General features: G+C 56.1%; 15 protein-coding genes. 4 read left to right on the top strand and 11 right to left on the bottom strand.

The annotated features are described in order from the left end of the window. Positions 1-62: 62 nt before the first annotated feature. Both AVCG78_RS04320 and AVCG78_RS04315 read right to left on the bottom strand, forming a co-directional pair. The gene (locus AVCG78_RS04320) at positions 63-209 is read right to left on the bottom strand and encodes a DUF1127 domain-containing protein (RefSeq protein ID WP_071204635.1); all 147 of its coding nucleotides are present in this window, start codon (positions 207-209) and stop codon (positions 63-65) included. 171 nt (positions 210-380) lie between these two features. Then, positions 381-1,259 (bottom strand): 3'-5' exonuclease, encoded by an 879-nt coding sequence (locus AVCG78_RS04315; protein ID WP_409065491.1) that lies wholly within the window; start codon positions 1,257-1,259, stop codon positions 381-383. A gap of 460 nt (positions 1,260-1,719) precedes the next feature. On the opposite strand from AVCG78_RS04315, the gene AVCG78_RS04310 reads away from it, so the two are divergent. Together AVCG78_RS04310 and AVCG78_RS04305 are read left to right on the top strand one after the other, a co-directional pair. Beyond that, positions 1,720-4,077, top strand: a complete 2,358-nt coding sequence (locus tag AVCG78_RS04310; RefSeq protein WP_071204636.1) for an Orn/Lys/Arg family decarboxylase — start codon at positions 1,720-1,722, stop codon at positions 4,075-4,077. Between the two features lie 22 nt (positions 4,078-4,099). Next, the gene (locus AVCG78_RS04305; protein WP_071204767.1) at positions 4,100-4,660 is read left to right on the top strand and encodes a GNAT family N-acetyltransferase; all 561 of its coding nucleotides are present in this window, start codon (positions 4,100-4,102) and stop codon (positions 4,658-4,660) included. Positions 4,661-4,965: 305 nt separating this feature from the next. On the opposite strand, the gene AVCG78_RS04300 is transcribed toward AVCG78_RS04305, so the two are convergent. From AVCG78_RS04300 to AVCG78_RS04285, 4 genes are read right to left on the bottom strand one after another with little or no spacing between them, the layout of a single operon-like run. Continuing rightward, positions 4,966-5,199: a PAAR-like domain-containing protein gene (locus AVCG78_RS04300; protein WP_071204637.1), complete on the bottom strand. Its 234-nt coding sequence runs from the start codon at positions 5,197-5,199 to the stop codon at positions 4,966-4,968. Between the two features lie 4 nt (positions 5,200-5,203). Then, positions 5,204-6,259 (bottom strand): hypothetical protein, encoded by a 1,056-nt coding sequence (locus AVCG78_RS04295; RefSeq protein ID WP_071204638.1) that lies wholly within the window; start codon positions 6,257-6,259, stop codon positions 5,204-5,206. Next, on the bottom strand, positions 6,256-7,272 hold the full coding sequence (locus AVCG78_RS04290) for a DUF2169 family type VI secretion system accessory protein (RefSeq protein ID WP_071204639.1): 1,017 nt from the start codon (positions 7,270-7,272) through the stop codon (positions 6,256-6,258). The genes AVCG78_RS04295 and AVCG78_RS04290 overlap by 4 nt, the downstream gene beginning before the upstream one ends. Before the next feature lie 10 nt (positions 7,273-7,282). Continuing rightward, positions 7,283-7,534: a hypothetical protein gene (locus tag AVCG78_RS04285; RefSeq protein ID WP_156601505.1), complete on the bottom strand. Its 252-nt coding sequence runs from the start codon at positions 7,532-7,534 to the stop codon at positions 7,283-7,285. Between the two features lie 259 nt (positions 7,535-7,793). Between AVCG78_RS04285 and AVCG78_RS04280 the strand changes: the two genes are divergently transcribed. Then, the gene (locus AVCG78_RS04280; RefSeq protein ID WP_071204641.1) at positions 7,794-8,360 is read left to right on the top strand and encodes a phage head morphogenesis protein; all 567 of its coding nucleotides are present in this window, start codon (positions 7,794-7,796) and stop codon (positions 8,358-8,360) included. A 189-nt stretch (positions 8,361-8,549) separates the two neighbouring features. On the opposite strand, the gene AVCG78_RS04275 is transcribed toward AVCG78_RS04280, so the two are convergent. Next, on the bottom strand, positions 8,550-9,926 hold the full coding sequence (locus AVCG78_RS04275) for a sensor histidine kinase (RefSeq protein ID WP_234665077.1): 1,377 nt from the start codon (positions 9,924-9,926) through the stop codon (positions 8,550-8,552). Between the two features lie 233 nt (positions 9,927-10,159). After that, the gene (locus tag AVCG78_RS04270) at positions 10,160-10,951 is read right to left on the bottom strand and encodes a PRC-barrel domain-containing protein (RefSeq protein ID WP_071204642.1); all 792 of its coding nucleotides are present in this window, start codon (positions 10,949-10,951) and stop codon (positions 10,160-10,162) included. Positions 10,952-11,023: 72 nt separating this feature from the next. Here AVCG78_RS04270 and AVCG78_RS04265 point away from each other — a divergent pair, with 72 nt between their 5' ends. Next, positions 11,024-11,515, top strand: coding sequence for a DUF982 domain-containing protein (locus AVCG78_RS04265; RefSeq protein WP_234665078.1), 492 nt, complete (start codon positions 11,024-11,026; stop codon positions 11,513-11,515). Between the two features lie 112 nt (positions 11,516-11,627). Here AVCG78_RS04265 and AVCG78_RS04260 read toward each other — a convergent pair whose 3' ends face one another. The 3 genes from AVCG78_RS04260 to AVCG78_RS04250 form a co-directional block, all read right to left on the bottom strand. Then, a complete protein-coding gene (locus AVCG78_RS04260) occupies positions 11,628-12,173 on the bottom strand; it encodes a MerR family transcriptional regulator (RefSeq protein ID WP_015915593.1) in 546 nt (181 codons plus the stop codon). A gap of 193 nt (positions 12,174-12,366) precedes the next feature. After that, a complete protein-coding gene (locus tag AVCG78_RS04255; protein ID WP_015915592.1) occupies positions 12,367-12,705 on the bottom strand; it encodes an integration host factor subunit alpha in 339 nt (112 codons plus the stop codon). A 97-nt stretch (positions 12,706-12,802) separates the two neighbouring features. Beyond that, a complete protein-coding gene (locus AVCG78_RS04250; RefSeq protein ID WP_015915591.1) occupies positions 12,803-13,774 on the bottom strand; it encodes a beta-ketoacyl-ACP synthase III in 972 nt (323 codons plus the stop codon). Position 13,775: the final 1 nt, after the last annotated feature.

Below are 13,775 nucleotides of genomic sequence, written 5' to 3'. Positions count from 1 at the left end.
TACAAAAACGCCCGCGTCATCAGCGGGCGTAGTATCAATTCGATCGCTTGAGAAAAAGCCGCTTAGCGAGCAACCGACTGGCGGGCAACGTTGTTGATGTCAGCGCGATTGATGCCCAGATCCTGCAGCTCACGTGTACTCATGCGACCCAGTTCGGTAACGGTCTGTCGATACTTGCGCCAATTGTTGAAAGAGCGTGCTACGTTCATGATGATCCCCTTTCGTGAGGTCTCTTGACGCCAGCAACCTTGCCTTGGTTCCAACGTCGTTTCGATAATTGGAATATAGGCCCTTGCCCGCCCGTCGATAAGACACAAGGTCTGAGGTCAGCCATGCACTCAAAGCATTGGTCTTCTCGGAAAGTGATCAAAGCGATGGCATCAAGCCCTAAAACGGTCGAAGGCAGTCAGGCGCTTGATCGGGGGGTCGGCATCCGGATACCGGTAGATTTCGGTTCGCAGGTATGAGAGTTCCTCGTCTAGCGCCTGTTCATCGACTTCGACCCACCAGGATTTCGGACGGCCGTCGCTTCCGTCAGACCAGCGATAACCTCGCGCCTTCAGGTGGTCCTTCATGTCAAAGGGGCTATTCTCGGCAAGGATCCGGACACGCGATCGCTGGCTTGCTTGATAGAGTTCAGCAAAAGCGGTGGAGGCCGTTCCATCATTGTCCCTTGCGAAAACCTCCAGGAGCGCGAAACAATCGTCGACCGCCCGGTGCCCATCGTGGAAGAATCCCGCCTGCCCGATGAGATAGCCAAGCTTGGTGCCTTCATATCCCCGTGACGACCAATCGATCTCGGCATTCGAGCAGGCCCAGGCCTTGCCCGCAAACATCTTAGACAACATCTCGCAGAATGGCCGGTCGAAACCGGCATTGTGGGCGATCACCAAATCCGCGGGTTCGATCAGGGCCTGGACGGCGGCCATGTCGATCGATTGACCGGCGACCATCTCATCGGTGATGCCGGTGAGCCTCGTGATGTCAGCGGGAATAGACATGCTTGGCTGCTGAAGCCCGCCATAGACCTCGGTCACGTCACCGATGTTTCCATTGGAATCGAAAGTGAACGCGATCAGCCCGATCTCGATGATCTCATCCTTGCGCCAATTCAAGCCCGTGGTCTCGGTGTCAAGAAGGATGCCCTTGAGGGGGAATTCCGGACGAGGGAACCGCTCGATTGCGCGCGGCACGAGTTTTGTGAGGATGCGGTAGCGGCCCGTCTCCGACAAATGGCGAACCATCTCCTCTTCACTCATGGAAGCGACCGGTTGCTCAGGCTTCACGGGTCTTGATTTGGCACGAACAACCAGCCGATCGCGCGAAACCTCTCCCGAAAACATGTCAAACTGTTCTGTCATTTCTGCCGCCATCACTTCGTCGCCGGTTGCCGCCGTTCAAACACGGTGGGACCGGCAGTTCAATCATAATGGAGCATTTTGGGTCGTTAAGTTAAGAACGCCTAACGTGCAACTGCATGCCGATCGCGACAGAGTCCTCCCTTCCCTGCCGCGACGGCCTGATCAGTCTCCGGTCTTCGTGAGATCCAGTAGCCCTCTCGGCAGACTATTCATGCATTCCCGTGTTCAGCATTCCCGTGTTCAGGCTTTGCTCTCCATTGACCTTTTGAACGAACGCCAGTGGTAGCGCATCGCCGTTGTCACAGCCCCGTCATAAAATAAGGCGACAGCTTTCGCTCGATCAACTTTGGATGCTGGCATGGATTATTTCAGACGCTTCAACTTCTTGTTCGCAACACCCTCGTTCGACAGCGAGGATTTGGAGGGCGTTCGTTACAAACAGATCATCCAGGAAATCGAGCGTTCCGGTTTTGAAGTGGTGCGTGCCCGCAATCTGGACGACGCAGAGATCGTGGTTCAGACCGACGCCGCGATCGGCTGTATGATGGTCGATTGGGGAAAAAAGGGGCTTGAAGGCAAGACCTCTCACCTCATAAACTTGATGCGCCGCCGCGGGCTGGATTTCCCCATCATCCTCCTGATCCGTGGAAAGCGTTTCGAGGACGTGCCGGTCGAGGTGCTCGACTTCATCGATGGTTACGTTTTCCTGTCGGAGGAAACGCCCGCTTTCATCGCGAAGAACCTCATCAGCCGTCTGAAGCAATATGCCGAAACGCTGAAAACGCCGTTCTTCGGCGCGCTCGTGGATTACGCAGAGGAAGGTAATCATCTCTGGACTTGCCCCGGGCACAATGGCGGCGTGTTCTACAGCCGTAGCCCGATCGGCCGCGTGTTCATGGAGCACCTTGGCGAAGCGGTCTTCCGCGACGACCTCGACAATTCCGTACTCGACCTCGGCGACCTCCTGACTCATGAGGGACCGGCGCTTGCGGCACAGAAGGAAGCGGCGAAGATCTTCGGCGCCGAGAAGACCTATTTCGTGTTGAACGGAACATCTACCTCCAACAAGGTCGCGCTTTCCGCCCTTGTCACAGATGGCGACCTCGTGCTGTTCGACCGCAACAATCACAAGGCCGCGCACCATGGGGCCCTGATGATATCGGGTGGCATTCCCATCTACCTCCCGACCACGCGCAACGCGCATGGTCTCATCGGCCCGATCGACTACGCGTCGCTGGACGAGACCGCGCTGCGCGCGCGCATTCGCGCCAATCCCCTGGTGAAGGATCCTGACGCCTGGCAGAAACCGCGGCCATTCCGTGTTGCCGTCGTCGAGCAGTGCACCTATGACGGCACGATCCACAATGCCGAGATGATCCTGAAATCGATCGGTCATCTCTGTGACTACATCCTATTCGACGAGGCCTGGGCCGGGTTCATGAAGTTTCACCCGCTCTATGCGGGGCGGTTCGCCATGGGGCTCGCCAATCTTGGCCCGGATTCCCCCGGCATCATTGCCACCCAATCCACGCACAAGCAGCTCGCCAGCTTTTCGCAGGCGTCGCAGATCCACATGAAGGATCGCCATATTGCCGGGCAAAAGCGGCGTGTGGAGCACCGGCGCTTCAATGAGAGCTTCATGCAGCATGCCTCCACTTCGCCCTTCTATCCCCTGTTCGCCTCGCTCGATGTCGGCGCGCAGATGATGAAGGGTCGTTCCGGCGAGGTGCTGTGGGACGATACGATCCGCCTCGGGATCGAACTCAGGAAGAAGATGCGCGCCGTGCGCAGGGAATTCGAGGACAAGGAGCCGCGTGCAGAGCGCCGTTGGTTCTTCGAGCCTTTCGTGCCGGATCGCGTCTTGATCCCTGATGTTGCAAGCCCCGGCGCCTCGCACGACGTGCCATGGGAGAGCATTGCCACCGACCAGCTGGCGACAAACCCGGCTTTCTGGCACCTCACCCCCGATGCATCCTGGCATGGTTTTAGCGGCATGGAACAGGGGTTCGCCATGACGGACCCCAACAAGTTGACGGTGCTGACGCCGGGCTTCGACCGCAAGACTGGTCTCTATGCCGAACATGGCATTCCTGCCCCGATCGTAGCGCAATATCTTCGCGAAAACCGCATTGTTGCCGAGAAGAACGACCTCAACTCCTTGCTCTTCCTGCTGACGCCTGGGGTCGAGGCAAGCAAGGCCGGCACCCTGATAAGCGGCCTCGTGGCCTTCAAGAAGCTGCATGACGACAATGCGTTACTGGAAGAAGTGATCCCGGAATTCTACCGTCGGCGCCCAGGCCGCTATGCCGGCGTGCGCCTGCGCGATCTCTGCGGCGATCTGCACCGCTTCTTTCGGGATGCCAACGTCAGCGCGTTGCAGGCAAAGCAGTTTTCTGCTGCGCACCTACCACCAATGGCGATGTCTCCGCATGACGCGGCACGCAGCCTGGTGCGCAACGACGTCGATTACCTGCCGATCGACGAGATTACTGGACGCATCGCGACAACCCCCTTCGTGGTCTATCCGCCGGGCATCGCCACCATCGTTCCGGGTGAGCGGCTCACCGATCTGGCGCAGCCGATGATCGACTATCTCAAGATGTTCGAATCCTGCTTCAACACCTTCCCCGGGTTCGAAGTGGAAATCCAGGGCGTCTATCGCGAAACGGATGCCGCCGGGCGCGTGCGGCTCTATACCTACGTCGTTGCGGAGTAGTCTGGCCATGTCGGAACAAATGATGGAGCAGGACAACCGGATCGTCATCCGGCCGTCGCGCGACGCAGACGTGGAAGCGATGCTAGCGATTTATCGACGGCATATCCGCCGCGGCCTCGATGAGGGCGTGGACGACAGCGACACCCCCGAGCCGGACGACCTGCGGGAGCGGCGCAAGAACCTCAAGAGCAAACGCTTTCCCCATATTGTCGCAACCATTGACGGCACGGTCGTGGGCTACGCCTATGTGGTTCTGTTTCGCAAGCGACCGGCCTATCGCTATACGGTCAAACACTCGATCTATGTGCATCACGACCATATCGGCAAGCGGGTCGGAAGCCAGTTGCTGCGCGGTCTGATCGACGCCTGTGCTGCAGCGGGATTCCGGCAGATCATCGGCTACATCGACGCCGACAATGCGGCTTCGCTTGCCCTGCACGATCGTTTCAACTTCGTGCGCGTCGGCCTGTTGCCGGCCGTAGCCTATCGCTATGGCCGCTGGGCGGACAGCGTCATGGTGCAACGTTCGCTAGGGACGGGTGCAGCCACGCCACCTCCCCCGCCGCCGTTATCCACACGCTGACGCCCCAGCGCGGCTTTATGCGGTGGTAAGACCGCAGACCTGCTGGGCTCCGCACGCATCCTAAGAGCATCGGACCGAAAAGTGGGAACCGGTTTTCGGATAAATCCGATGCGTAAACAAAAACTTAGAGCAGCGCGACCACTGCAATCGGCTGCATGGTGGAGCTCGGCACCGTCATGCAGCCTGTTGGAACACCAATGGTAGATCCTGGGCGTACGGGGTCGGGCATTTTTTCAGATCATCGGCCTGGCTTCCTGTTATTCGAAGGAGCAGAGATGCAGCGTTTTTAGCTCAAGTGTGCAGTTTCAAGGTTCATCGCCGAAGGAGCGGTAGAATTCGGAACCCGTGATGCCATTCATGGCACCGCCATGAGAGAATACCGTGGTCGTGCCTTTGGCGAGATCACGGGCATAGGCGGTGTTGGTGTAAGGCACCGGTTTATCCTGGCTTATGCAGAGATCCGGCAGTGTCGAGCGAACCCAGCCATCGGAATGTTTATGGCAGAGTGTCAAGCCGTTGATCGAGACAGTTTCCTGCATGGGCTCAGTTCTCCTTTCCATAGCGCTCGAGCGCGATGACACAGCGGGGGCCTTCAAAATGCGAAGTCGATAGGATCGATAGAAGGCTGGGCCGTCGTTCCTGATCATCGCCTGCGAAAACATCGGTGTCGATCGTGTCCGCAGGCGAGCACAAAGCAAATGCTGTCATCACCAAGCCGTTGGCGGCACCGCAGTCACCGGTATTCGAGAGAGGTGTTTCTAAGTCCGAGAGCAACCTGTCAGGAATGAGCGCTCCCGAAAGCGCAAATCCAAGGTCTTCCGAGCGCCACCGTTCGCCATTCAGATCGACCAGAAACCGATCCGGCTGAAAGGCTTCAAAAGCCTGACGCAGCGGCTTTGCCAGACCCCGACCAATGATACCTTGTGGCGCCGAGAGATTTTCGGTCTCAAAGCCATTGAAGGCCGATCTTACCGTGCCAACAGGTGAGGCATCCGGGAATGCCGCGTTTGAACCGATCATCACAATAACCGCCGCCTCACCGGGGACAAGGCCATGCGGCGTACCACGCTTATAAATACGATCGTTTATCGCGAGTATGTCGAGGAGTTCTGCATCCATATAGCTGTCAAGCGCAGCAATGGCCATGGCGGGAACCTCTCCCTCCGCAACCTGCCGCAATCCCTTGACCAGTTCATAGGCTGCCAATGTATCGCCATCGGCAAGCAGAACCACGTCCGTAAACAGAGTGGGCCAAGTGTCGCCGATCCAGGACATCAAGCTTTGCCCGATTTTATGCCTGGCTAGCCAGCGCGGCACAACAATCCGTATCGCAACAGGGCCGGATGTAATGGTGAGCGTTGCAATCATATCGTCCACGGCACCTGCGAAAAGCCGTTGCAGCCTCCGTTCGAAATTCCGGACGTCTTCAAAAGGCATCACACAGGAAAGCGTGACGGATGCGCCATCCGCACCCACGGGGCCTTTTTCAGACTTCACAAAATTATGCTCATTTGCAGCATAGGCCTTGGACGCATCCGCAAGACTTTTGCCCAACGGACAATTAATCCCAACGCCGTAAACCTGGGCAACAGCGCTCATCGCTCCACCCCAGCCATCTGCTTGATATGGACGCGGCAATGCGAAACCGACATGTCGCCCGTCGGACATGGCACGCTGGTGTTCCACACCATTTCCAGCGTTTTGTCGGAACCATTCAAAAGCACAGAAATCAATTTTGGTCTTGTTTCGACTTTATGACCTCTGATCCAGGTACCACAATCCATAATGACTTGAGGCAGACGAAAGCCGTAGTCGCCTTCTTCGTGCATGCCAAAGATGCGGCCTGACTCTCCCCCCCTAAGATCGAATATCTGATCAGCCGGCGCCACTTGGTAAAATTGCTCGGAAAAGTCTGATGGCAGCAAGGGAGCTTCATATTTACGCCAGTCATCGTCATAGGTTCCGGCATGAGATGCCCGCGGTTGCCATGAGGGTTGGATGGCACCAAAGCCAATAGGCGCAGGCAAGGGCCGTGCATCAACGAAGGCTTCCGGGTTCTCGATCAACGGCAAGAAAACTTCAGTCCCGTTCGGAATGTTTGGCCATTTCGATGTCCATCCCATACCAATCGGATTATCCTTATTGGCTTCTCCACCAGGATCGAGAAAGTCCGGGCCACCAAGGCTATGCTTCCAGTTCAAGGCGCATGCTTTAAACGCCTCATACCCTTCCAGATCCAGTTTTCCGACCTTCTGGCGCAACTGTCTTTTGCCAAAAACCATTGCGCGTTTGCCACGTCCAGCCAGATCGAAGCCTACTTCGACCTTATTAACCTCGTAGCCCGCACGGGCACGCGCTTCACCGGTCAAAAGCACATCAGTCTTTGGCCTGAAAGGGCAGAAATCCCCGTCTGCCTGCAACTCCAGTCCCTCACTGTCAGCATAGTCCGGTTTAATTCGGATTTCACCTTGATCTTCCATCAAGGTGTTCAACTGGCTCGGAAGAATATGAAACCGCGCACGGACTGCGACAGACCAATGCTCCAGACCAGCCCGATCTCGTGCGAAATAGCCGAGCACAGCAAACGGTGTCTTGTTTTCAACCTGCCACATGAACAGATCGTCAATTTAGATCGATAACGGCCGCGTCGAGAGCAATAGACCGCTCTGCCTGCTGGGTGATCGATACGCCTTTGACAGAGATGCGGCCGTCCTTACGCAGTGTAAGTGATGACTTGCCATTGGTTATTGTCAGCGCACCGGTCAACTCGTCGATCTGCATCATATCAGCCAATGCCATCAATTTTGACCAGCGATCATCACCAGTCGATATGTCGGGCAGCAAAAACGCAGCCTTGTCCTGAATTGCATTCATAAAAGCGCTCCTCGGATATTGGGTTTAAAACGGTTTGCACGGCGCAACAAAACATCATCCGTCAGCAACACTATCTGCATGCCCTAAGAACAAGCTTACAAATCGCACCGCCAAGGCGACTGTTAAAGATTACGAAGCAAGTGATACGTCGCTAAAGAAAACAAACGCCATCCCCTCCCATTGATTTAATGTACTCGCTTCAAAATTGACTGCATGACGAGGTCATAGCCGGTGATCTCTCCTGCATTCTCCAGCCTGTTTGGGCCGCTCGGCTCAAAAAAAACGGCAGCTAACGGCAAGCTTTGCCGATGACGCCGATCCGGTCAGTGATCTGACGGATCAGCTCGAAGATTTAGCCGCCAGCCTTTCGACGCGCCGCCTCAACACTATGCGCAGCACCTTTGAGTCCGCGCCCGATTATCCAGACGCCGCCCGCGCCATTCTCACCCTTGGCGCGAAGTGGACCCCTGACGCACTTGGCAAACTGCTGGGCTATGGCTTGGAATTGGCAGCACTTCAGGGCCGTGAAGCGGCGTTTCTTGATGGCGAGGACGATGACGCCCGTTTTGCCGACGCTGACGTGTTCAACCAGCCGTTCAAGGAGCAGGTTGACTTCTTTACCCAAAAACGGAGCAAGCCGACCAAGGCGTGGACAGATGCTTTGCGCGGCACCCACGACCGCGCCTTTGTTATTGCAGGTGCCACCGATCTCACCATGCTGTCTGATTTTCAGACCGCCATTGCCAGCGCCATGCAAAACGGCACCACCTTCGCTGATTTCCAGAAGGACTTTCACCGGATCGTTGCCACATACGGTTGGGCCTAAAAGGGTGAACGTGGTTGGCGCAGCCGGGTGATCTTTGAAACCAACCTGCGCACCAGCCAAGTGCGCTACCGGGCAGCGCTACGCCCCGACCCGCTCCGAAGAGCAAGGTTCACCTAGAGTTTTTGACTTTTGGGTGCAAGCCGAGTTTTGCCCGAACAGATCAAAAACGGGCAAAACACACCTCAAAGCTCATTCCGCCAAGATCGACGGTGGAAGCCTGACGGTATACGTCGTGCCACTGGAGCTTGTCGCGCTGGCCAGGGAACCGCCGAGTTGCTTGACGAAAGCTTTGACGAATTGGGTGCCAAGTCCTGATCCCTCCGATTTGCCACTGAGGCCGATCCCGTTATCGCTAACGGTCAGCGCGACCTCCCCCTCCCGGCGCTGAAAGCCGAGAACAACCTCGCCCTGCCCCGATGGAAAGGCATATTTCACGGCATTGGTGGCAAGTTCATTGACGATCAAGCCGATCGATACGGCATGATCGGGGAGAATGCTTAACGGCTCGGTCTTCGTGCTGATCGTGATGTTCGAATTCGGGCTTAGAAGGCTCTTGCGGATCGTGTTGTTGATGCCTCTCAGATAGGTTTCCATATTAACAGGACCAAACGCGCTGGATTGAGCAATGACGTCATACAGTTCGGCAACGGCCCTGATCCGCGCCTGCATTGCCTTATATCCTTCGGCACAAGGCTCTGCGGCGCGGCGAATCTCATGGGACACAAAAGAGGAGATGATTTGCAGGCTGTTCTTGATACGATGGGCCAGTTCCGCTGCCAATATATCCCTGTGCCTGTCGAGCAGCACGGCCTCCGTTGCGTCCTCGAACACGACGAGCATCCGAGTGACATGATTGCCGGGCCGAAATATTTTCCTGGCATTGATCTTGAACACACGCCGGCCCAGGCCGGGAAAGTCGTCCTCCAGCAGCAAGCCATCGACATGCTCGTCGCGTGGCAGAACGCGTTCCAGAAGATCGTTGAGCGCAGCCACATTCCACTGGCCGTCCCCCAGCGTTTTCAACTGCTGGCCGACAACCTCCGTGGATTGAACGCCGAAAAGTTTCAGGAAAGAACGGCTGGCAAACACAATGCTCATGTCGTGCTCCAGTACCAGCAGTGGATCGCGGACCGTATCGACAATATTCTGCGCAAGGATCCAACTGCGCTCGGCCTCCGCGCTGGCAAGGCGCACTTGCGTGACGTCGTCAATTGACATCAAAAAAAGATTTGCGGCATCACTCGCGCGTTGAACCCGCCGAACATTGACCATCATGATCCTATGACCCAGATCCGGGAAAACCACATCAACTTCATGAGCACTGACGACCGTGTCCTGCGGAACGATCTGCTCCAAAAGCAATCGAAGCCCTGGAATATTCCAATGGCCGCCCTTCAGATCGTAGAGTTGCCGCCCCAGCGTCTGCTCCGAAGCGATATGAAAGTTGGCGTAAAAGGCTTGATTGGCCGCAAGGACAGTCAGATCCTGGCTCAGAATCAGCACTGCGTCACGGGAGGTATCGATAATGTCCTGAGGCAGGATTTCGTTGAGCAGAAGGTTGGTCAAGGGGTGTCGCTTTTCTAAGATGAGATAGGCTGTTTCCAGGTGCGGCTATGCCGCGCGTGAAATAGGTGAGCTATACCACGGTCCAAACATACCAAAGCATCAATGGCTTGGGATAGAGATCAGTGGAGTAGCAGACATCGTTTTTAATGAATGTTCGTGTTGGACGATTGAAACGTCAGGCATGGCAACTGGCGGCTTGTCCCCGTCCGTCAGAGCATGCTCTGGCTAACCGCTTATTTGGTGGCACTGTCTCTCGAGGTTTTCGTGGGTTGATCAGGCCCGGGGCCTGCAATCAAACTCTCGAAAATCGCATCGTTTGTCTTGCGCCATGTCTCGTCGGTCAACCATTGATAATCCTGGTCCGGCATCAAGGGGACAGCCTTTACCTGCGCATTCGAAATCCGCAAAAAGAAGCTCTTCCGTTCCCGATCGACAAGCAGGTAGCGAAGCGGAACAACGAGGCTATCCTTGCCCGGGACAAAGAACCCGCCAGCCGCAACGATTGCATAGTCCTGCCGGTCCTTGGTGCCGATGACCACATTGCGAACTTCGCCAACGATCTTGTCATCGGCAGTCCGAACCTCGGCACCGACAATTTCATTGACCAGCAGGCCAGGATCAAGATCGTTGATGCTGATCAGAGCGCCCTCATTGGCAGCGCCACGGCTTCCCTTGACCTGGCCCAGCCTATGCCATTGCGGCTCGCCGGCGGCCAATTGCTGGTCGGTCGCGTCTTCGTCATTCGTACCCAACCGCGCCATGAAAGGGGATGCGATCAATTCCCGAATATTGCCCAGCAACCGCTCGCAATCTTTTTCCAGCCCGTAATTCCAGAGAAGAAAGGCCGCATCGCGCAATTTACGCAGGTCATGCACGAGATAGCGGTTTTGAGGATCCCGAAATTCAGGCTTTTCCAGAATGGCTTCTTCAAGCCTTGCATCGGAAATATTGCAGGCGGCAAGCGCTGGCGTGCCACAAAACGCAAGCAGAAGCGCTCCAGCCGCAGCTGATTTCATAAACGTCATTCCTAGTCCGATCGGCGGGTTTTGCTATGACTTCGTGTTGCCCAGCACACTGATCGGAAGGAGGCGCACCGCATGACGCTATTCTTCACCAAGCATAACGCGCGCCATCCCGATTTGTTCCAAAATTTAAGAAAATATTCCTTTTTGCCATTCTTTTCTTATTGCCGAAACACACGCCAAACACGTCTTTGCCGTCGATTCCACAGCCCGCGATATACGGCCAAAATTTATTATTCACATCGGATTTTTTCTGCGGAACCAATGGTTAACCGTGGCGTTATGAGCCGCGGAGAACATGACATGACATTAGACAGAGACTTTCAGCGGCCGGTCGCCTTGGTCATTGCCGGAACCACCCACATGGTCAGATCAATTCGTGAAGCAGCCTGGCTGCTCGCCGATCAATGGCCGGATTTTTCCTGCGAATATTTTCGCAAGGCCCTGTCGGCCTGCGCGGCCGCCCTGGAAGGACGGCGTTCCGCCACCTATGCGCGGCGCGCACTGATCCTTGCCGCGCATCGCGCCAATGTGGCGATTGCGCCTGAGCAAACTCAGGCGGCGTGAGAGTGGTGTTTTAGCGCATCGGACCGAAAAGTGGGAACCGGTTTTCGGATAAATCCGATGCGCAAACAAAAACTTAGAGCATCGTTCTGGTTCCGATTTTCTGTACGATGCTCTAGCGGACCTGATCCAATAGCCGCTTGCATTCCAACAGATCAAACAGGGTTTCCTGAAGCAGCGCCCGATCTTCTTTGCCGACGGAACCGCGACCGGCGGAAATGTCGAGAGCACTATCGTCGCCACCGCCGAAGTTAAAGAATCGGCTGCTGGTACGAGATTTTGCATGACCGACGACCTGATCGTCGTCGCTGCCGAGTTTGGGATCGTCATTGCTGGATTGGCCAGCAGCAACCAGGGCTTCCATCGTCGCCAGATCGCCGGAAGCGACAGCCATGACGAATTTATTGCCATTGGTTTTCAGAAGCTTCTGCACGCCTTTGATCGTATAGCCATGATCATAGAGCAGATGACGAATGCCCTTCAGCAATTCGATATCGTCAGGACGGTAGTAGCGCCGTCCGCCGCCGCGTTTCAGTGGCTTGATCTGCGGAAACCGGGTTTCCCAGAATCGCAGCACATGCTGAGGCAAATCAAGATCGTCCGCCACTTCGCTGATCGTACGGAAGGCATCAGGGCTCTTATCCAAGACGGGCTCCATCATGTCACTCTCAACGACAGCATATCTCTCATCAGAAATGGAGGCTGTATCATCTTGTCTTTCGGCTAGTGAGTTGAAGACTAGTCATCAAGCCATCCATCCAGATGGCCACTCGAAAACGTCGCTCGCAAACAATAAAGACCGACACAATCAAGCGAATAACCTTGCGGGAAACGCTGCCTTGGCCGCAAGGCTGTTAAGCAGCCGGATTGGCCGGTTTCTGCTTGGCTTTGCGGGCCAGATGCGAGCGCAGGATACGCTGTTTCAACACGTTGGAGGCTTTGAACGTCATCACCTTGCGGGGCGAAATCGGCACTTCTTCGCCGGTCTTCGGGTTGCGGCCGATCCGCTCATTCTTGGCGCGCACCTGAAAGGTGGCGAAAGAGGAAAGCTTGACCATTTCGCCACGCACGATGGCATTGCAAATCTCATCGATAACAGTTTCGACAAGCTCGGCGGATTCTGTCCGGGAGAGACCAACCTTGCGGAAGACCGACTCAGCCAAATCCGCGCGTGTTACCGTTTTGCCAGCCATAGCACCCCGTCCATCATCAGTTCTGATCGTTATACTCAGAGACTATTGATATGAACGCAATCGGTCAAGCGCCGTTAACAACTTGTTTTTGCGGCAACTACCAGCGTAGCAGCAGCGCGCCCCAGGTAAATCCGCCGCCCATGGCTTCCAACAGCACCAGGTCGCCTTGCTTGATCCGGCCATCGGCGACCGCAACCGAAATCGCCAGTGGAATCGAGGCGGCAGATGTATTGCCGTGCTGATCGACGGTGATCACAACTTTTTCCAGGGGAATATCCAGTTTTTTAGCCGCACCGTCGATAATGCGGCGATTGGCCTGATGCGGCACCAGCCAATCGACATCCTCTGCGGTTAGGCCCGACGCCGCAAATGATTGTTCGATCACATCGGCGATCATGCCGACGGCATGTTTGAAGACTTCACGGCCTTCCATGCGCAAATGGCCGACGGTGCCTGTCGTGGATGGCCCGCCATCCACATAAAGCTTGTCCTTGTGCGAACCGTCCGAGCGCAGATGCGCCGTCAACACACCGCGATCGGCAATGGTTCCCTGCCCTTCGACCGCTTCCAACACCAGCGCGCCCGCGCCGTCGCCGAACAGCACACAGGTGGTACGGTCCTGCCAGTCGAGAATACGCGAAAAGGTCTCTGCACCGATGACCAGCACCCGCTTTGCCAGTCCGCCACGAATATAAGCATCCGCCGTCGTCATCGCATAGACGAACCCGGTGCAGACGGCCTGAACGTCAAAGGCAAACCCATGGGTCATGCCAAGCCGGTTCTGGATATTCACAGCAGCCGACGGAAAGGTATTGTCGGGCGTCGATGTGGCGCAGATGATCATGTCGATATCGGCGGGCGCGAGGCCAGCTGCCTCAAGCGCCTTCAAGGCAGCCTCAGCGCCAAGCGAAGCGGTGGTCTCCCCCTCGCCGGCAATATAGCGCTGCTTGATGCCGGTGCGTTGAACGATCCAGTCGTCCGACGTGTCGACAAGCGTCTCCATTTCGCGGTTACTCAATAGCCGCTTGGGCAAAGCCGAGCCAACACCGCGAACAACTGAACGAATCATT

This window comes from Gillisella vitis (assembly GCF_021559775.1).
GTDB lineage: Bacteria > Pseudomonadota > Alphaproteobacteria > Rhizobiales > Rhizobiaceae > Allorhizobium > Allorhizobium ampelinum.
The sequence above is the reverse complement of the archived record's forward strand: the minus strand, read 5'-3'. Positions and strand labels throughout refer to the sequence as shown.